At 74.1% G+C, this 18,893-nt stretch carries 14 protein-coding genes; 4 read left to right on the top strand and 10 right to left on the bottom strand.

Annotated elements, in window-relative coordinates; genetic code table 11:
• Nucleotides 1–867 precede the first annotated feature (867 nt).
• Nucleotides 868–1,551 (top strand): hypothetical protein, encoded by a 684-nt coding sequence (locus E0504_RS24215; protein WP_243657602.1) that lies wholly within the window; start codon nt 868–870, stop codon nt 1,549–1,551.
• A gap of 60 nt (nt 1,552–1,611) precedes the next feature.
• Here the strand turns inward: E0504_RS24215 and E0504_RS24210 are convergent, their stop codons facing one another.
• Complete coding sequence (locus E0504_RS24210; protein WP_373693932.1) at nt 1,612–3,213, bottom strand: MFS transporter; 1,602 nt, start codon at nt 3,211–3,213, stop codon at nt 1,612–1,614.
• Between the two features lie 258 nt (nt 3,214–3,471).
• On the opposite strand from E0504_RS24210, the gene E0504_RS24205 reads away from it, so the two are divergent.
• Nucleotides 3,472–5,616: a serine/threonine-protein kinase gene (locus E0504_RS24205; RefSeq protein WP_131625919.1), complete on the top strand. Its 2,145-nt coding sequence runs from the start codon at nt 3,472–3,474 to the stop codon at nt 5,614–5,616.
• Nucleotides 5,617–5,658: 42 nt separating this feature from the next.
• Here the strand turns inward: E0504_RS24205 and tyrS are convergent, their stop codons facing one another.
• From tyrS to E0504_RS24180, 5 genes are all read right to left on the bottom strand, one after another.
• The gene (gene tyrS, locus E0504_RS24200) at nt 5,659–7,056 is read right to left on the bottom strand and encodes a tyrosine--tRNA ligase (RefSeq protein WP_112108803.1); all 1,398 of its coding nucleotides are present in this window, start codon (nt 7,054–7,056) and stop codon (nt 5,659–5,661) included.
• Between the two features lie 127 nt (nt 7,057–7,183).
• On the bottom strand, nt 7,184–8,440 hold the full coding sequence (locus tag E0504_RS24195; protein ID WP_112108804.1) for a nucleotide disphospho-sugar-binding domain-containing protein: 1,257 nt from the start codon (nt 8,438–8,440) through the stop codon (nt 7,184–7,186).
• 170 nt (nt 8,441–8,610) lie between these two features.
• Nucleotides 8,611–9,234, bottom strand: a complete 624-nt coding sequence (locus tag E0504_RS24190) for a helix-turn-helix domain-containing protein (protein ID WP_071061587.1) — start codon at nt 9,232–9,234, stop codon at nt 8,611–8,613.
• A gap of 268 nt (nt 9,235–9,502) precedes the next feature.
• The gene (locus E0504_RS24185; protein ID WP_112108805.1) at nt 9,503–10,099 is read right to left on the bottom strand and encodes a DinB family protein; all 597 of its coding nucleotides are present in this window, start codon (nt 10,097–10,099) and stop codon (nt 9,503–9,505) included.
• A 206-nt stretch (nt 10,100–10,305) separates the two neighbouring features.
• Complete coding sequence (locus E0504_RS24180; RefSeq protein WP_131625918.1) at nt 10,306–12,909, bottom strand: bifunctional SulP family inorganic anion transporter/carbonic anhydrase; 2,604 nt, start codon at nt 12,907–12,909, stop codon at nt 10,306–10,308.
• Between the two features lie 397 nt (nt 12,910–13,306).
• Between E0504_RS24180 and E0504_RS24175 the strand changes: the two genes are divergently transcribed.
• Nucleotides 13,307–13,969: a cadmium resistance transporter gene (locus E0504_RS24175; protein ID WP_112106403.1), complete on the top strand. Its 663-nt coding sequence runs from the start codon at nt 13,307–13,309 to the stop codon at nt 13,967–13,969.
• 74 nt (nt 13,970–14,043) lie between these two features.
• On the opposite strand, the gene E0504_RS24170 is transcribed toward E0504_RS24175, so the two are convergent.
• The 4 genes from E0504_RS24170 to E0504_RS24155 all read right to left on the bottom strand — a co-directional run bounded on the left by E0504_RS24170 (nt 14,044) and on the right by E0504_RS24155 (nt 17,448).
• Nucleotides 14,044–14,916, bottom strand: coding sequence for an SDR family NAD(P)-dependent oxidoreductase (locus E0504_RS24170; protein ID WP_112106404.1), 873 nt, complete (start codon nt 14,914–14,916; stop codon nt 14,044–14,046).
• A 60-nt stretch (nt 14,917–14,976) separates the two neighbouring features.
• Entirely contained in the window at nt 14,977–16,083 is a 1,107-nt protein-coding gene (locus tag E0504_RS24165) for an NAD-dependent epimerase/dehydratase family protein (RefSeq protein WP_112106405.1), read from the bottom strand.
• Between the two features lie 45 nt (nt 16,084–16,128).
• The gene (locus E0504_RS24160) at nt 16,129–16,815 is read right to left on the bottom strand and encodes a TetR/AcrR family transcriptional regulator (RefSeq protein WP_071061768.1); all 687 of its coding nucleotides are present in this window, start codon (nt 16,813–16,815) and stop codon (nt 16,129–16,131) included.
• Between the two features lie 231 nt (nt 16,816–17,046).
• Nucleotides 17,047–17,448 (bottom strand): hypothetical protein, encoded by a 402-nt coding sequence (locus E0504_RS24155; RefSeq protein WP_020462702.1) that lies wholly within the window; start codon nt 17,446–17,448, stop codon nt 17,047–17,049.
• Nucleotides 17,449–17,668: 220 nt separating this feature from the next.
• Between E0504_RS24155 and E0504_RS51375 the strand changes: the two genes are divergently transcribed.
• Nucleotides 17,669–18,736 (top strand): class I SAM-dependent methyltransferase, encoded by a 1,068-nt coding sequence (locus E0504_RS51375; RefSeq protein ID WP_235013997.1) that lies wholly within the window; start codon nt 17,669–17,671, stop codon nt 18,734–18,736.
• Nucleotides 18,737–18,893: the final 157 nt, after the last annotated feature.

The following is an 18,893-nucleotide window of genomic DNA, read 5'->3' as shown; positions in this document are numbered from 1 at the left end:
CGTGTCGAGTTGTCACGTCGCGCCTGCTGCCTGCTGCCCTGCCGCGTGTCGCTCGCCACCCGACCGCGACCGCCCGCCCGACTGTCGCCTCGCGCCGCCCGGCAACACGGCACGAGCCGGCGGCACCGCACGAGCCGGGCGTGTGCCTGAGCACGGGTCCCGCGCCGGTGGGCGCGCCGCGCGCCGACGGCCGTCCCGGGCCGCCGCGGGGGCGGCCGCACCCGCCGGATGGGCAGGCCGACGGCGGCTCCAGGGACGATCACAGCGGTCTCTGCGCGACCGCCGCTCCCACCGCCGGTGCCCCGCCGCGGCGACCGTGCCCTGGCCACCAGGCGGCCGGCGCGAACGGGAGAGCCGCGCCACAATTCTCACGCAGCGTCACGAATGGCGGGCCCAGGCTGGTGTACCGAAAGCACCCCGACCGCATTCACCCACTCTGTCAGACCGTACATGGTTCAACGCACCCAAGCCCCAAGTGACAGTGCGTAGCGAAGCTGGGGCCGCCGGCCGGGACATCCGAGGCGGCCCGCCACGCGCCGACGGCCGCCCCGAACCGCTGCCGAGCCTCCGACCAGCGGATTCGTCTCCGCGAGCCATTCCCAATTCGGAATGCCGGCCCCGCTGGCACGATCCGGACCTGACCTCGAAAGGTTGGTATCTAGCCCTCTCGTGCCATGTATTGTGATTTCCGTTCGTTCGGGGTAGCCGGGTGACATACGACGGCGCCACCGCTCCGCGATAGCACTTTCTGGCTTGATCCATCCGACATCCGGAGTCGCCGGCATGACTGCCACCGCGATCGCAACCGCCAGGCCCCCGGCGAGACCCCGCAGGCAGCGGCGGGTCGCCCGTCAGATTCTGTTAACCGTGCACGTCCTGGTGAGCGTCGGGTGGAACGGCGTCGCACTGGGCCAGCTCGCGCTCGCCATCACCGCGTCCCTCGACAGCGACATCCGGCATCCGGCCTATGAGCTCATGCACGTGTTCGACCGGGCTCTCAACATTCCGCTGGCGCTGCTGACCCTCGCGACGGGGATCGCGATCTCGCTGCGCACCCGCTGGGGTCTGCTGCACCACTGGTGGGTCGTGACCAAACTGGCGATCACGGTGGTCGCCGTCCTCTTCGCGGCCGCCTTCATGCGCACCATGATCGTGCGCGCGGGCCATGCCACAGCGGACGGAAACGTCGACTACACCGCGCCCACGGCCGCGATCATCACGGGTGCCTGCCTGATGAACGCGATGTTCATCACCGCCACGTTCCTTTCGACACTCAAGCCCTGGGGGCGCACGCGTCGGGGCGTGCGGGCCAGCCGGCACCCGGCCGCGCGCACCCCGGCGAGCGTCGCGAACGGGACACCCACACCGCCCACCACCAGGTCATTCATCTCTCCTGCCATGGCCGGTGCGGCGGTGACGGGAACAGAACCCTCCACGGTTTCCGCAGCGCCGCCGGGAAATGCCGATCCGGTCACGGCGGCCGCGCACGACCATGCCGACCGCGGCGGCGGCGTTGTCACCGGAAACCGCCCGGGGCCGGCCTCCGATTAGGTTACGGCGCAAAAAGGGTTCAGCTTCTCCGACGGCCCGGAAAAGGCACGATCGGCACCGCTACCGGGCACCGCCACCGGCGCCGTCTCGGAACAGCACGACCGAAAGCACCGCGAACAGGACCGCGAGCGCGCATCCCGCCGCGGCGACGGCGTGCAGGCCGGCGGTGAACGCGTCGCGGGCCGGTTCCAGCACGGCGGTCCCGCCATCCGGGAGTGAGCCCGCCACCCGCGCTGCGCCGGCGAGGCCGTCACGGGCGGCATCGGCCACCACGGCCGACGGACCAGTCTGGCCAGCCGGCGCCGGCTGGCCCGCGCCCCCGGCCGGGCTCCCGACGTCGATCGCCGCGGTGAGGCGGTGCCGATAAACTGCCGTGCCCAGGCTGCCGAGCAGCGCCACCCCGAGGGCCACGCCCAGCTCGCTGCCCGTCTCCGACAGCGATGCCGCCGACCCGGCCCGCGCGGGCGGCGCTGATCCGACCACCAGATCGGTGCCGAGCACGCCCAGCGGTCCGACACCCAGGAAGACCAGGACGAACCCGAACCCCAGCAGGATCAGCCCGCCATCGCCGGCCCGGGTGAGGATCGCGAGGCCGACGGCGCTCACCCCCAGCCCGGCGGCGACCACCCGCCCCGCGCCGATCCACCGCGCCGCCACCGGGGCGGCCAGGCTCGTGCCGATGACGGCCAGCGTCGCCGGCGCCAGCCACAGGCCGGCCCGCAGCGGGGTGAGTCCCGCGACCAGCTGCAGGTACTGCGTCACGAACAGGTTGATCCCGCCCATGACGAACGCGCCGAACAGGATGAGCCCGAGCGCGGCCGTGAACGACCGGTTCGCGAACAGGCCGACGTCCACGAACGGGTCGGCCCGGCCGCGCTGGCGGCGGATGAACAGCCAGCCGACCAGCAGCCCGACCGCGACCGACCCGCCGGCACCCGGGCCCGGACCGCCCGCCGCCGTCTCCTTGAGCCCGTTGACGACCGCGAGGACGGCGAGCAGCGACATCGTCGCGCTGACCAGGTCGAGGCGGCCCTCCCCCGGGTGCCGGTACTCGGGCAGCAGCACGGGCGCCGTCACGACCAGCAGCGCCATGACCGGTACGCCGAGCAGGAACACCGAACCCCACCAGAAGTACTCCAGCAGCAGGCCGCCGAGCACCGGGCCGGCCGCCATCCCGGCGAGGAAGCAGCTCATCCAGACGGCGACCGCGGTGGACCGCTGCCGTTCGTCGGTGAACATGTTGCTGATCAGCGCGAGGGTGGACGGCATGAGCGTGGCACCGGCGATCCCGAGCAGGGCCCGCGCGGCGATCAGCATCGTCGGGCTCGTCGCCCAGGCCGCCAGCACGGACGTCAGCGCGAACGCGACCGCGCCGGCGAGCAGGAGGCGGCGCCGGCCCACGCGGTCGCCGAGGGTTCCCATGGTCACCAGGAAGCCGGCGATCAGGAAGCCGTAGCTGTCGGTGATCCACAGCAGCTGCGTGGCGCTGGGCCGCAGGTCCTCGGTGAGGCCGGGCAGCGCGAGGTAGAGAACGCTCAGGTCCAGCGACAGCAGCAGCGTGGGCAGCGCGAGGACGGCCAGCCCGGTCCACTCCCGCCGGCCGGCCCGTCCCGCCGGCACCGCGTGGGCGTGGGCGTCGGGGTCAGCGGGCACGCCGGTCATCCTCCCCGGGCACGGGCCTCGCGCTCACCTCGATCCCGCCGTGCGTGTCCGCGCGTCCCGCCGGGCGGATCCGCCCCGCGCCGAGCGGGTCCGCGCGCGCCGAGCGGGTCGTGATGCGCGCCGCACCCCTGTCGGAAACTCGCCAGCTTCGCTACGTGTCCAGTTGGCGACGTGGAGTATGCACACTGGCAGGATCCCGCCAGCGCCACCGGCCGTCCGGTCACCCGCGCCCGCGCCCCGGAGGAGGACCGACGCACTGTGCGAGCACGGAAGAGTACGACGACCCCGTCAACCGGCCCGGTCGGCGCGTTCGGGCGCGATCTTCGCGCGGTGCGGCGCGGGGCGGGAAATCCCTCGTACCGGACCCTGGCGCGACGCAGCGGAATGCCGGCGGAGATCCTGGCCGGCGCCGCCAGCGGCGGGTCGCTGCCGGCGCTGGACGTCCTGTGTGCCTTCGTGTCCGCCTGCGGTGGGGACGTCGGCTCCTGGGTGGCGCGGTGGCACGAGCTCGCGGCGATCCTGGAGGCGGAGCGCGAGACCCGGATAGCCCCGCCCGGGGCGGACGTCCCGTCGCAGCCGCCGCCGGTCGGGCCGTGGCCGCCGCGCACCAGCGGCGCGCCGCCCGGATCACGCCCACCCCACGCGTCCCCCGGCAGGGTCCCCTCCCAGCGTTCCAGCGGCGGGCCGGCCGACGACTTCCTCGCCCCGCTCAGCGCCGACGACCCTCGGGAGATCGGGCCGTTCCGGCTGCACGGCCGGCTGGGCTCCGGCGGCATGGGCACGGTGTATCTGGGCCACTCCCCGGGGCAGCGGCCGGTCGCGGTGAAGGTCATCCGCGCCGACATGGCGTCCGACAGCGAGTTCCGGCGTCGTTTCGAGCGGGAGGTCGCCGCGATGGGCCGGGTGAACAGCCTGTTCACCGCGCCGCTGATCGCCGCGGACGTCGCCGCGGACCGCCCGTGGCTCGCCACCGCCTACATCCACGGCCCGACGCTGCGCGACAGCGTGCTGCGCAACGGCCCGCTGCCGCCGTCCAGCCTGCTCCGGCTGGCCGCCGGGGTGACGGAGGCGCTCGTCGCCATCCACGGCGCGGGGGTCGTGCACCGTGACCTGAAGCCGGCGAACGTGCTGCTGGCGATCGACGGGCCCCGCGTGATCGACTTCGGGATCGCGCGGGCAGCCGACCACGCGGGCAGCACCACCACCGGGAAGGTCATCGGATCGCCGCCGTACATGTCGCCCGAGCAGGCTCGCGGCGAACGGGTGGACGCGGCCTCCGACGTGTTCGCCCTCGGGTCGGTGCTCGCCTTCGCCGCGACCGGGCGCAACGCCTTCGGCGAGGGCAACACCGCCGATGTGATCTACCGCGTGGTCCGGGGGGAGCCGGAGCTGACCGGCGTGGACGGCGACCTGCGCGCGCTGATCGAGTCGTGCCTGGCCAAGGCGCCGCAGCGGCGGCCGACGCCGGCCGAGATCCTGGGCCGCTGCCACGCCCAGCTCGGGGCCAGCCCCCGCCCGCCCGGCTGGCTGCCCGTGCCGGTGATCGCCGAGATCAGCCAGCGGCTGCGGCATCCGGCCGTGGTGGACCGTCCCACGGAGCCGGCCCGCCGCCCGGTGCGGGGGCTGGTGGTCGCGGCGTCCGTGCTGACCACCGCCACGGTCGTCGCGATGACGCCGGCGCGCAGCGTCCTCACTCCGTGGGAGCTGCTCCCGAGCTGGGGCGACGGCGCGCAGGCCCCGCGGGCGCCGTCGAGCCCGCCGCCCACGCCGACCGCCGGGGGCGTGGCGGAACAGCGGTCGGCCGAGCGGCAGTCGGCGGGCAGCCGGCGCACCACCGACGGCCGCGGCGCCGGGACATCCGCCGGCACGCCGAGTGGCACGTGGGACGGCCTGGCGGACGGCGCGGCGGGCGGCACGTCCGCGGGGACGCCCGGCGAAGCGACCGGAGGCACCGTCGGCGGCGCCGCGGGCGGCCTGGAGCAGGGCCTGCCGGGCACGGGCCAGGATCCGGGAACGGGCCGGGGACCGGCCGGCGGCCCGGTTCAGGCGCCGGCCGCCCCGCGGTCCGGCGGGAGCGGCGGCCAACCGGCCACACCCGGGACACAGCGCCCACCGGCCGTGCCGCAGGCACCGGGTCCGGGTCCGTCCTGGCCGTTCCCGTCGCAGGGCTCGGGCGCGACGAACCCCCCACCAGCGCAGCCGCACCCGACGCCGGAATCACCCATGGCCACCGACCCGCCCCCACCAGCGACGCCGGAGGACCTGCCCAGGACCACCGCACCCCCGCCGGAGACGCCCCCGCGGACCACTCCGCCACCGGAACCGGCACCGCCCGAGACCCCGGCGACGCACCCCGGCTCACCGCCGGCGGAGACCGCCCGCACGGAGGCTCAGGACCTCTGACACCGACGCCGTGCGACCGGTGCCCGCGCGGCGCGGCTGCCGTCAGCCGGCAGGCTCGATCCGCGCCAGCTTGCGGCCGACCTTGAGATACACGGCACCGGACCGGCCGTCGAGCCTGTCCTTGAGGACGGCGGACAGCGGCTCCCGGACGTCGTCCGGCGTGAGCGGCACCTGGGTCTGGCCCTCCTCGGACTCGACCACCAGCCGCAGCCCGTTCTGCTCCGCGACCCGGCGGACGTCGCCGTTGCTCTTCGCGAACCCGAGCCCCCGCACCGCGTCGGCGACGGTCGCGCCGAGATCGGAGAGCACCGGCAGGTCTTCGACCTCGGCGAAGGTGCGGCGGGAGAACCGCGCGACGAACTCGGCCCGGGCCGTCATCGCGGCGTCCACCCCGTGGATCGCCGCCGTCACCTCGCCGGCGAGGATCTTCTTGAGGTCCATCGGGTGCGCCGTGCCGGCCTCGCGCCGGGCGGCCAGGACGGCGAGCTCGGAGTCGCGCCACTCGCTGAGCGCGCGGAAGTACGGCTCGACGAGCCGGTCCGGCACGGACATGATCTTCCCGAAGATCTCACCGGGCGCGGCCGTCAGCGGGACGTAGTTGCCGCGGCTCTTGCTCATCTTGGCGCCGGTGCCGTCGGTCCCCTCGATCAGCGAGGTGGCCACGACGATCTCCGGGGTCTGGCCGCAGATCTCCATGACCTTGCGGCACATCTGCATGTTCAGGAACTGGTCGATGCCACCGATCTCCAGGTCGCTGTCGACCTCGACCGAGTCCAGCGCCATCACCACCGAGTACAGCAGCTCGGCCAGGGAGAGCCCGTGGCCGGCGTCGAGGCGACGCCGGAAGTCCTCCCGCTGCAGCGACATCGACACCGGGATGCGCGAGACGATCTCCAGCAGCCGCGGCAGCCTCACCTCGCGCAGCCAGTCGCCGTTGCGGCGGAACTCGGCCCGTTCGAAGTCGAAGAACGGGGTGACCTGGGCCCGGTAGGTGGTCAGGTTGCGGGCGATGTCCTCGTCGGTGAGCGCCGGGCGCTCGTCCGACCGGCCGGACGGGTCGCCGATCTTGGCGGTGATGTCACCGACGATGAACACGACGCGGTGCCCCATCCGCGCGAACCGGCTCAGGAGCAGCATCGGCACCGCGTGGCCGAGGTGGACCTCGGCGCCGGTCGGGTCGATGCCGAACTTCGCCACGAAGGGACGTGACCGGGCCGCCGCGTCGCCGATGCGGGCCGCCAGCGCCTCCGATGAGGGCTGCAGGTCCTGCGAGCGCTCGGCGATCAGGGCCGCCTGCTCGGCGGGGGCGAGGTCGGAGAGGTCGAGGCCGCGGCGTTCGGTGGTCTGCTCCAGCAGCTCACGCACGGAGGCGTCGGACGCCAGGTCGGCCCCGCCGAGCAGCGCGGTGACATGGTCGACGGAGGCTCCGAGTCGGGTCATGGCGACAATGGTAGTCAGCGCCGAGCGCCCTGATCTCCGCCCGACTCTCCGCCCGACTCGATGGCCCGGCAGCGCCCGGCGGGTCCGCGGCCAGGCCGGACGGTCTCGGCGCGGACCACCCTCCCCGTCAGGCGGCGGGCCGTGCGGCGGCGGGCCGCGGCGCGGCCGCGAGGCCCTCGGCCTCGGTGGCGAAACTCTCGCCGCCGCCGCTCGCCCTGATCCGGCGTGCGGCGTTCAGCGCCCCGGCGCGCCTGCTCATCGCGGTGCGCAGCGCGTCCCGCAGCCGCTGCGCGGTCAGCCGCCTGGCCGGCAGCATGACGCCTGCGCCGGCCTCCACGACCCGGCGCGCGACCTCGGGCTGATCCCGCCCGAACGGCACGGCGACGACGGGCACACCGGCGGCGATGGCCTTGTGCACGATGCCCATACCGCTGTGGCAGATGACGGCGGCGGCGCGCTCGAGCACCGGGCCGTGCGGCACGAACCGCTCAACCCGGACGTTCGCCGCGGCCGGCAGCTCGACGTGCCCGTAGGCGTCCGCCAGGGTGATCACCACGCGGACCGGCTCGTCGCGCAGGGCCTCGACGGCGGCCACGGCGAGGCGTTCGTCGCCCTGGTAGTCGGTCGAGGTGGTGACGAGCACCCAGGGGTCGCCGTCCTCGGCGAGCCAGGCCGGTGCCTCGCCGGGCGGGTCGTAGATCTGGGCGCCGACGAAGCGGACATGCTCCGGCGCGTCCGAGCGCGGGTACTCCAGCGGGTCGCCGGTCAGCACCAGAAGCCGGTCGGCCTCCAGGAAGTAGTCGATCGGGCTGGTCAGCGGCGGCAGAGCGGCGTCCGCCCGCATGGCGTTGAGCGGGGGCAGCATCGCCGCGCCGAACTGGCGGATGACCAGCGGCCACACCACCCGGTCGCGCAGCCGGCCGAGCGGCCCCCGTCCCGGCACGAGGCCCAGGCCGTACGGGGGGATTCCCTTGCCCGGCAGGGCGACAAGGGACGGCAGCACGATCCCCCACGGCCGCCCGGACGCCCGCGCGGCGATCGCGGCGCCGTAGGCGTTGGTGTCGACGAGGATCACGTCCGGGTCCACCTGGGCGACGGCCCGTTCGAGGTCGGCCCGCTCCAGGGGGCCGCGTGACATCAGCCCGGCCAGCGCCCGTCGGAGCTGGGCCGGGCCGGTGCCGCTCGCGTCCGCCTTCACCTCGATCTCGTCGATGCGCGGGTCGGTCGGCGCGACGTTCAGGCCGTCGGCCCACGGGCCGTCCACCAGCCGCGCGCCGATGCGCAGGTGGATCTCGTGCCCCCGGTCGCGCAGGGCGCGCAGGCCTGGGACCAGCGGAAACAGGTGACCGGGAGCAGTCGTGCAGTAGACGAGGTAGCGGGCCATGTGGGCACTCCTTGGGCAGGGCGGACCGCCGCCTGGAGCTGGAGCCACCGGCGGAGAACGCGGGACGTGGGATCTCGCGCGGGACGTGGCATCTCGGGAGACGACGCGGGGGGATGGGGTGGATGCGGATCGCGGCGGCGAGAGGCCGGGGCGAGCTGGGGACCGGCGGGCTAGGGAGTGGTGGACGAGTCCGGACCGGCCAGGCTGGAGCCCGGGCCGCCCAGGCAGGCCGCGATGAGGTCGGCGACCGCCGCGCGGGTGGCCTCGACGGAGAGCCCCTCGTCGTTGCGGAGCACGAGCCAGAGCTCGACGCCGCACACGGCCGTGAGCCGGCCGAGCAGGTCGTGCCGGGCGGCCGGGGGGCGGCGGTCGAGCTCGGCAGCGAACGCGGCGGCCGTCCAGGCCCGGTGGGCCTGCCGGCCGGCGGCCGCGGCCTCCGCCAGTGCCGGGGAGACGTCCTGCTGGCGGATGGCGCGGTCGGTCACCTGCCCCCACCGCTCGTACTGGCGGGCCAGGCGCTCGGCGACCACCGCCGGGTCGGAGACGTCCGGCTCGCCCCGGGCCCCCTCGATCTGCGGGACCAGCCAGGCGTTGACGGCGCGGACGAGCCCGTCCTTCGTACCGACCCGCCGGATGACGGTCTGGACGCCGACCTCGGCCCGCTCGGCGACCGCGGCGAGGGTGATCTGGTCGAACGGCCGCTCCCCGAACAGCTCGGCGCCCGCGGCGAGGATGCGCTCGGTGTTCGCGTCCGCCGACTCGGCCCGCCGTCGCTGCTGGTAGGTGCGCGTCACTGACCCCGTTTTCACGGTAGTGACGTTACCGCCAAATTGAGGACGACGGGACCTCCACCCGTGTCGCCCGCGCGACGCCTCGCCACCCGCCACCCGGCCGTCGCGAGGCCCCACATATCTGACGTCAACGTCAGATGGAAGTACTCCAGTGCGACCGTGACAACTCCCGAAACGAACCCCGGCGCCGGGACGCTCGGCGTCGGCACCCCTACCGGAACTCGCCGAGTGACCGGGCGCCGCCCGGGGGCGGCGGCCCGCTCGGCTCCGCTCAGCCCATGGTGCGGCTGCCGTCGAGGCTCTCGCGGATGATGTCCGCGTGGCCGGCGTGCTGCGACGTCTCGGCGATGATGTGGAGCAGGACGCGCCGCATCGACCAGCGCGCCCCGGGCTCGAACCACGGGGCCTCGGGCAGCGGCCGGGTCACACCGAGATCGGGCAGCGACCCGACAACCTCCGTGGTCCGCTCGGCCGTGGCCTCGTAGTCGGCGAGCAGGCCGGTCAGGGTGTCGCCCATCAGCATCTGGTGCTGCTTCATCCAGCTCTCGGCGTCCGCCTGCTGGTCTCCGCCGAGAATGAAGTCGACCCAGGACCGCTCGGTCGCGGTGACATGCTTGATCAGCCCGCCGAGGCACAGCGCGCTGACGGTGGTGCGCCGGGCAGCCTGTTCGTCGGTCAGGTCACGGACGGTGTAGCGCAGGAAGTGCCGGTGCTTCGCCAGCGTCGCGAGCAGGTCCTCCTTCTCGCTGACGGTCCCGCCCTCGACGGCGCTGTCCGCCTCGCTGACTGTGTTCGGGTCGGTGACGGTGCCGGCCTCGGTGACGGTGCCGGCCTCGGGGCCGCTCTCGACGTCCACGGTGCTGTTCATGGTTCCCACCTCTGCTCGCCGGTGACTGCTCGCCGGATGACTGTGGAGCCGACGATAGGAACCCTCGCGGACAGCTTCTGTCCTTGGCGGGAACCCGACCCGGCAAGTCGAGGCCGGAGCTGGGCGAGACGGCAGGCGGGGTGGCGGCGGGTCGGGTGCTGCCCGCCGCCACCTGCGCCGTACTCGGGGTGGGGCCGACCGACGGGTCAGCCCCGGGTGGCGTCGGCCAGGCGCTGTCCGCTCTCCAACACTGGGACGACGCTGACGGTCGGGATCTCGAACCGGTCGGTCGACTCGTTCAGGACGATCGCGCGCGCCGTGGCGATGTCGAACCACATGCCGACCAGCTGCAGCCGGCCTTCGGCCTCGGCGCGGCGCACCACGGACAGCCCGCGCAACGCGACGAGCTGCTGCGCGACGCTGACCCGGCTCAACTCGTCGGGCTCCGGTGGAAGGCCACCGGCGTCGCGGGCCGCGCGGGCCAGGGCCGGTTCGCCGTGGCGCAGCCAGGCCTCCAGGTTGCGCAGCGGGCCCACACTGGAGCCGCTGTGGCCGGGTGTGCCCCGGTCGAGCAGGGCGGCGACCGCACCGCATCCGGAATGTCCGCAGACGGCGATGGTCCGGACGCGGAGCACCTCGACGGCGTACTCGATCGCGGCCAGGGTCGAGTCACCGACCGCCTGCGGACCGGGGACGAACGCGCCCGGCGTGCGCACGGTGAACAGATCCCCCGGGCCGCTGCTCGTGATCACGTTCGGCACGAGCCGCGAGTCGCTGCAGGTGATGAACAGGGTCGACGGCCGCTGCCCCGCGGTCAGCTCGGTGAGGAACGGCTCGATCATCGGGGCCGTCCGGCGGTGGAACTCGTCCACGCCGTTGAGCAGGTGCTGGCGGTCGTGGAGCTGGCCGTGCTGCCAGTCCGACCAGGGGGCGAGCCAGCGCGGCGGCCGCGCCGACCGGGCGTGCCGGCCGGTGGAACGCCCCCCGAAGAGGCTCTTGGAGAGTCGTCCCTCGCGGGGCCGGGCCGCGACGGTGGGGATGGCCAGCGGTGCGGCCCCCACCTCGTCGACGGTCACCGTGGCACCGGCGCGATGCCGCTCGGCGATCCAGTCGTCCAGCATCTTGTGCGCGCCGTGGTCGAGGTAGTCGACCGCCAGGTCGAGCCGGACGGACGCCCCGGCGGGCACCTCGGCGAGCCGGCGGGACAGCCTGGGCAGGGAGAGGAAGGTCAGCGCGCCCTCGACGACGACCCGCCACGGCGAGCCGGGGCCGGTGGGCGGGTGCACGTGGACCGGCGCCACCAGCGTCCGGCGCAGGGCGAGCAGCAGTGCGGTGGCGATCCCGATCAGGACGCCCTCAAGCAGGTTGAACAGCACCACGCCGACGACCGTCGTCAGGTAGATCGCGAGCTCGCCGTGGCGGGCGATCGCGCGGATGTGCGCGAGGTCGACGAGGCGGATGCCGATCACGACCAGCAGGCCGGCGAGCACGGCGAGCGGGATGCGCCCGACCAGCGGCGCCAGCAGCAGCGCGAAGCCGGCCATCCACAGGCCGTGCAGGATCGCCGAGGCGCGGGTGCGGGCACCGGCGCGGACGTTCGTCGAGCTGCGGACGATGACGCCGGTGACCGGCAGCCCGCCGAGCAGGCCGGAGACCGTGTTCGCGGCGCCCTGGCCGAGCAGCTCGCGGTCGAGGTCGCCACGCGGGCCGGAGTGCATCGCCTCGACGGCGACCGCCGACAGCAGCGACTCGATGCTCGCGACCAGGGCGACTGTCAGCACGGCCAGCGTGATCGCGCCCCAGTCACCGCCGGCGGGCAGCTCGGGCAGGGCGATCGCGCCCAGCAGGTCGTCGGGCAGGGCGACCCGCGGGACGTCGAACGGGAGCGACGCCGCGGTCACCATCGACACCGCGGCCAGCGGTGCCGGTATGGACGACAACGGCCGGGGCAGCCGCGTCCACACCACGGTCAGCGCGATGGTCGCGATGCCGAGCAGCGCTGCCGCCGGGACGGCCGGCGACACGATCTCGCCGGGCAGGACGATCAGGTTGTCCCAGGCGGCCGAGCCGGCGGTACCGCCGAGCACGACGTGGATCTGCCCGATGACGATGGTCAGGCCGATGCCGGCGAGCATGCCGTGCACCACCGCGGGTGAGATGGCCAGGGCCGCGCGGGCGACCCGGCTCAGGCCGAAAAGGATCTGCACCACGCCCGCGGCGGCGGTGACGAAACAGGCGGTCCGCCAGCCGTGCGTGGCGACGATCTCGGCCACCACCGCGGTGAGGCCGGCCGCGGGGCCGGAGACCTGCAGCGGGACTCCGCCGACGGCGCCGGCGACGACTCCACCGACGACCGCCGCGATGATGCCGGCGACCACCGGGGCGCCCGAGGCGACCGCGATGCCCAGCGAGAGCGGAAGCGCCACCAGGAAGACGACGACGGACGCCTCCAGGTCGTGGCGCCAGGCTCCCCGGAGGGTGCGGCCGGCCGAGCCGCCGGACCCGGGACGGCCGGTGCCGTCGGGGTCGTGCCGGGCGGGGTCGTCGGAGGCGGGGTCGTCGGAGCTGTCAGCGGCGGGGCGGTCAGCGGCGGGGCTGGCTGGCGCGCGCCGGGCGCGGCGCCACGGGCGGCGGCCCGGAAGGCGGTCCGGCTTCTCCGGGTGGTCCGGGTTCTCGGCGTGGCCCGGACTGTCCGCGTGGTCTGGGATCTTCGCGCGGTCCGTGTCGGGCTCGGACGGGTAAGGCAGCGCGGTCGGGGCAGGCGTCACCGACGACGGCTGTTTTCTTGGCTCGTGGTGCTCGGCGTGCACGATCGTCTCCTCGGCGAGGGCGCAACGTCAGCGTCAGGCCATCTATTCTCGATGTTGAGTGGTACAGGTTCGAACACGTTACGTGACCAGAACCCGGAACCCCCACCCCGCTCCGCTACTCCGTGGTGGGCGCACAGTAGTCACTGAGCAATAGTCCCAGGATGGAGCCGCGACTATGGACGCGCGGCGCGTCACAACCGCATCGTAGAGTAGCCATCCCGGCCGATCGGGGTGTAAAGGCCCCGAGCCGCCCGCGACCTGCGGCCCACCCGGTCGGACCACTCGCTTCTCGCGGCCGTCGCGAACCGCGTCACAGCCGTGGCGAACCGCCGGTCAGCGGCCGGGAACACGCCCGGTACGGTCGGCCGGTGCCGTTTGCCGCGCCCGTCGCGACCGTGTGAACCCGGGCGCCGTCGGGCAGGCGATCGGCCTGTTCGCCGTCACCAACATCGACGACGTCCTGGTGCTGGCGCTGTTCTTCGCCCGCGGCGCCGGTGACCGGCGCGCCGTGCCGCGGATCGTCGCCGGCCAGTACGTCGGGTTCGTCGGAATCGTCGCCGTCGCCGTCGCCGCCGCGTCCGGAGCGGCGCTCCTGCCCGAGTCCGCGATCGCCTACCTCGGCCTGCTCCCGCTCGCCCTGGGCCTACGCGCGGCCCGGCGGTCCCTGGCGGAACGCGGCGACCGCGCGGCCGCGACTACCGGAGATCCCGCCGGGCCCGGCCCCGACCCCGACGACGAAGCCGGGAGTGAGGAGCAGGACAGGGACGCTTCGCGCAGGGGGCCGGCCGCGCTCGAGGTCGCCGCGGTCACCTTCGCGAACGGCGGCGACAACCTCGGCGTGTACGTCCCGGTCTTCACCGCGGTCGGCGCGGGCGGGACGGCCGTCCACGCGGTGGTCTTCCTCGTGCTGGTGGCCGTCTGGTGCGCGGCCGGCTGGTTCCTTGCCACGAGGCCGCCGGTCGCCCGCGCGCTGAGCCGCTGGGGGCACGTGCTGCTGCCGCTGGCCCTGGTTGCCATCGGCCTGACGATCCTCGTCGAGGGCGGGGCCTTCGGTCTCTGACCGAAGCCCACCCCGCGACGGAAGCCCGCGCTGCGGCAGGAGCGCACCCCCGGGCGGGAGCACGCCGCCCGGCCTCAGGTGCCGGCGCCGTCCAGGGGGCGCTTGGTCAGTGGACGGCCGGTCGAGCCCTCGGTGAAGCCCGTGAACCGGCGGGTCACGCCCCGGGGGTCGGACGTGTCGGTCATCCGCGGGCCCCAGGCGACCATCCCGCCGTCGACCCGGATCGCCTCCCCGGTCAGGAAGACGCTGTCCGGACCGGCGAGGAAGAGCACGATGCCGGCGATGTCCTCGGGCCGGCCCAGGTCGGGCCAGGGCTGGAAGGTCGCCATCCGGGCCCGGATCGCCGCCTCGTCACGTCCCATCACCAGCGGCGTGTCGACGAGGCCGGGGCAGATCGCGTTGACCCGGATGCGGTGGGCCGCCAGTTCCACGGCCGCGTTGCAGGTGAAGTTGATGACCGCGGCCTTCGCCGCGGAGTACGCGGTCGGGCCGCCGCCGCCGCCGACTCCGGCGACCGAGGAGTTGTTGATGATCGACCCGCCGCCACCCTGGGCGATCATCGCCCGGGCGGCGTGCTTCGTCCCGAGGAACATCCCACGGCTGATCACGCCGAAGGTGCGGTCCCAGTCGGCGACGTCGATGTCGGTGAGCGGGCCGAACGCCCCGCCGACCCCGGCGTTGTTGAACATGACGTCGAGGCGCCCGAACCGCTCGACGGCCGCGGCGACGAGCGCGGCGACCTCCGCCTCGTCGGCCACGTCCGCCCGCTCGAAATGGAGCCGGGCGGGGTCGGCGACCTCGTCGAGCAGCCGCTGGGCGGTCGCGTCGTTCACATCGCCGAAGACCACACGCGCGCCGGCGGCGAGGAAGCGCAGGACACTCGCGCGGCCGATCCCGCTGGCGCCGCCGGTGACCACGACGACGCGGTCCTCCAACAAGTCGGGCATGACCGGTAACGTACCGCCGGATCACACCGCCGGTCCCCGTCCCGGAAGACTTCGGGCAGGTCAGCGGCCACGATGATCCACCTTCCCGGGCTCGGTCGGGTGCGGCATGCTGTGCACCGGCGGCGCGGCGTGCTGGTCGACGGCCGAGCGCACCCGGTCGAGGGCGGACCGGTACTCGGCGACCAGGGCGTCCTCGGTCGCGTAGTCGAACCGGTCGGTGAACGACGGGCTGGTGCTGACGTCGAAGCCGGGTCGCTCGGCGTACCACGCCAGGAGCTCCTCGACCGCCTGGACCGTGTCGATCACCGCCTCGCAGCCGAGCTCGCGGCGCGCCTTCTCGGTGCTCAGGACGCAGTGCTCCGTCGTCGTGCCCGCCAGCGGCAGCAGCGTCGTCGTGGCCTCGACGGCGATCTCCCTCGGCAGCGCCACCACCTCGAGATCCGCGCCCATCAGGCGGACGATCAGCTCGACCCACTGCCGCAGCGACCAGTCGGTGGGATCACCGGCGTTGTAGATCTGACCGGCGGCGGCCTGCGGGCGGTCGACCGCGGCGAGCACGAACGCCGCCGCGTTGCGCGCCGCGCAGCGGGTGTGGATCTGGGATCCGCCGTCCGGAAGGATGATGTACGGACGCCCGTCGCGCACGCGCCGCACGATCGACCACTCGGCCGGCCGGGCGTTGTTCGGCCCGTAGAGCATCGGGAAACGGAAGAGCGTGGCGCCCGGGTGGTGCGCGAACGCCGCCTCCTCCGCGTCGACGAGCCGCCGGGAGAACCGGACGGCCGGGTCGTCGGACCGCTCCTGGACGACAGGGTGCTCCTCGGTCACCGGGATCGGCAGCCGGTGCCTCCCGTCACCCGGGAAGAACCCCTGGTAGATCGGCACGCCGCCGATGCCGACGAACTGGCCGCACCGCCCGGCGAGCGCCGGCGACAGGTGCCGCATCCGCCCGTACATGGCCAGGACGACGTCGAACTCCCGTAAGCCGAGCGCCTCGTCGATCGACTCCCGGAAATGCGGATCGCCGTGGATGTGCTCGACGTCGGCGAGCTCCGGCGGCTCGTGGGCTCCCCGGTGGAAGATCGTGACGTCGTGCCCCCTACCGAGCAGGCCTCGCACGATGTGCGGCCCGGTCGGCCCGGTTCCGCCGACTACCAGCACCTTCATGGCTACGCCCCTCCCACCCGGCCGGGGCGCTCCCGCTGGCCGGGTTCACGAAGAAGGCGGACGTCTGACCGGCCGTGCCGGGCGCCCGCCGCCCAGGTCGCCGCCGAGCCCCGCCAGGCAGAACGCCCAGAGATGATCGGCGATCACCTCTGCGGGCTCGGGAGCAGCCGCGAAGGCGTAGTGATGGTAGACGGACATGACGAGCCGGGCGACCAGTGCCGCGTCGCGCTCGACGTCCTGCGGGGCCAGCAGGCCGGCGTCGCGCGCCGCACGGATCTCTCGTGCCACGAGGTCGGCGAAGGGCTGCGTGGCCTGCGCCATCTCCTCCGGGTAGAGCTGGTGCAGGCGCCAGTGCTCCGCGGTGATGAAACGGGGCCCGGTGCTCTCGTCCCCGCTGGCGTCGAGCGAGCCGAGCACCGAGAGGATGTGGCGGCGCAGGCGGGCGACCGGGTCCGGCAGGTCGCGGGCGTCCTGCTCGTAGCGCACGGCCTGATCGGTCACCATCTCCTCGATGACCGCCATGAGGAGCTGGTCCTTGCCCTCGAAGTGGCGGTAGAAGGTCTGCATCGCGACACCGGCCTCCTTCACGAGCTCCTGCGTCGTGAAGGATGTGCCCTTCTGCGCGATCAGCCGCTTGGCCGCGGCGACGATGACCTTCATCTGGCGCATGCTGCGCGATCTCGACCGTTGCACGGACGGCGACCGGTCGGCGGCACGCTCAGCCCAGGACACGACCGAAACGTTACCCGGGTTCACCTCGACGGCTTGTTCAGCTCCCGCGCCGGCCGACACCGACCTGGCCGCGGCGGCTACGTTCCGCAGCTCGGCGGCACCCGACTCGTCGTCTTTCACAGAAACGGCTTCTCGTTCTCTCGTGTCTCGTTCCGACCACCGGGGTCAGGCCGGCGGCGTGCCCGGACGTCCTGGTACGCGGGCGTCCGGGCGCCCTCGGAGTCGGCTGGATCAGCCGTCGTCCTTGGTGAACCCACCGCTGGCCGCCATGGCCTCGAAATGGTCGATCAGCTGCTGGAGCGCGGCGGCGGGATTGAGCTCGAGCACCTCGCTCGGCTCCTCATAGATGAGGACATGACCGGCTGGGAAGAAATACGCCTCGCCGGCCACCGCGACCTCGTCCGGCCAGTCGGTACCCGGGTACACGCAGCGAAGCCTGCCGCTGAACATGTAACCGTAGTGGGGGCACTGACAGACACCGCCGGGCAGACCGATGTAGCCCTTGGTGCAGTCGAGCGGCCCGGTGGCCGTGTACCCGACTTCCATGTCCCCCCACTGGGCGGAGCGGAACCCCGTCAGGGGCCAGCGTCCGCCGCCACCCACGGGTAATTCACTCGGCTTGCTCACCGGCATGCTTCCTCCTCAGCCCTGTCGCCACACAGCCCCGTCACCGCAGCCGTGGCACCCGCCAACTGTAGAACCCCACTCTCGCTCTTGGGAACAGGATCGTGCACTGATCAGCAGAATCCCAACACCCACCGACGCATCCTGCGGGCTCACGACCCCTGTGTGGTCATGGCCTTCGGCCGCCGGCAGCCACCGCCGTGCCTGCCGGCTCGCCCATGATGTGTGGATGCCCGACGACAGTTCCGCGCCACCGCTGCCGGAGGCGATGACCGCCGAACAGGTCCGCCGCTGGGACGAGGTCCTCGACCGGATCCGTGTACTGCTGCCGGCCGGCGCGGCACGCGTGCTGGTCGAGGGTGCCGACGGCCGGAGGGTCGCCGCGGTCGCCGACCGGCTGGCCGCGGCGGTGCGCGGGGCCGGCCGGCCGTGCGTCCGGCCGGCGGCCCTCGAGACGACAGCCCCCAAGACGACAGCCCCCGAGACGACGACGGCCGCGCGGCCCGGCGAGACGGTACTGCTCGCGCACAGCTCCGGCCGGCCCGCCGACCGCACGTCGACAGCCTGGGACCTGGTCGTCGAGCTGCGCACCCGCACTGGCCGCGACGACGATCCCGATCGGCCCGCGGACGTCGTCGTCGACCTGCACGATCCGGCGTGGCCGGTGATCCGCCGGGTCGCGGAGCGGCTCACGGCCGACGACGGCTGGCACGTCACCGAGAGCCGGGCGTTCTTCGCCGTACGCGCCGCCACCTGGGACACCCGCTTCGGCGACGACACTCCCGCCTACACCGCGGCGGTGGCCGAGCTGGGCCTGCCGACGGGGGCGACCGTCCTCGACGTCGGCTGCGGCACCGGCCGGGCGCTGCCCGTGCTGCGCGCGGCCGTCGGCCCGGCCGGCACGGTGCTCGGGCTGGATGTCACCCCCGAGATGCTCGCCGTGGCTCGGGAACACGGCCGGGCGGGGCATGCCGATCTCCTCCTCGGCGACGCCCGCCGCCTGCCCGTGCGGACCGGCGCGGTTGACGCGGTGTTCGCCGCCGGGCTGGTCACCCACCTCCCCGACCTGCCGGCCGGGCTTGCCGAGCTGGCCCGGGTCAGCCGCCCCGGCGGCCGACTGGCGATCTTCCATCCGTCTGGCCGGGCGGCGCTCGCCGCCCGGCACGGGCGCGTGCTGCGCCCCGACGAGCCGCTGGCGGCGGACCGGCTCGGCCCCATGCTCGCCGGCTCCGGCTGGCGGCTCGACGGCTACGACGACCCGCCGCACCGCTTCCTCGCACTGGCCTCCCGCCGCTGACACCAGCCACGCACCGCCGCTGACACCGGCGGTGCAGGCAGGTGTCACGGGCGCGCGCGGACGTCGGCTTCGTGACGTAGCGACGCTTGCGTCGCGGATACGACACACCCAGCCACATGGGGATGTCACAGTCGGCCAGTCCGCTGTCGTCGCAGAC

It is taken from the genome of Parafrankia sp. BMG5.11 (genome assembly GCF_004337455.1).
Note: the sequence above shows the minus strand (reverse complement) of the source record. Positions and strands in the feature narration are given on the sequence as shown.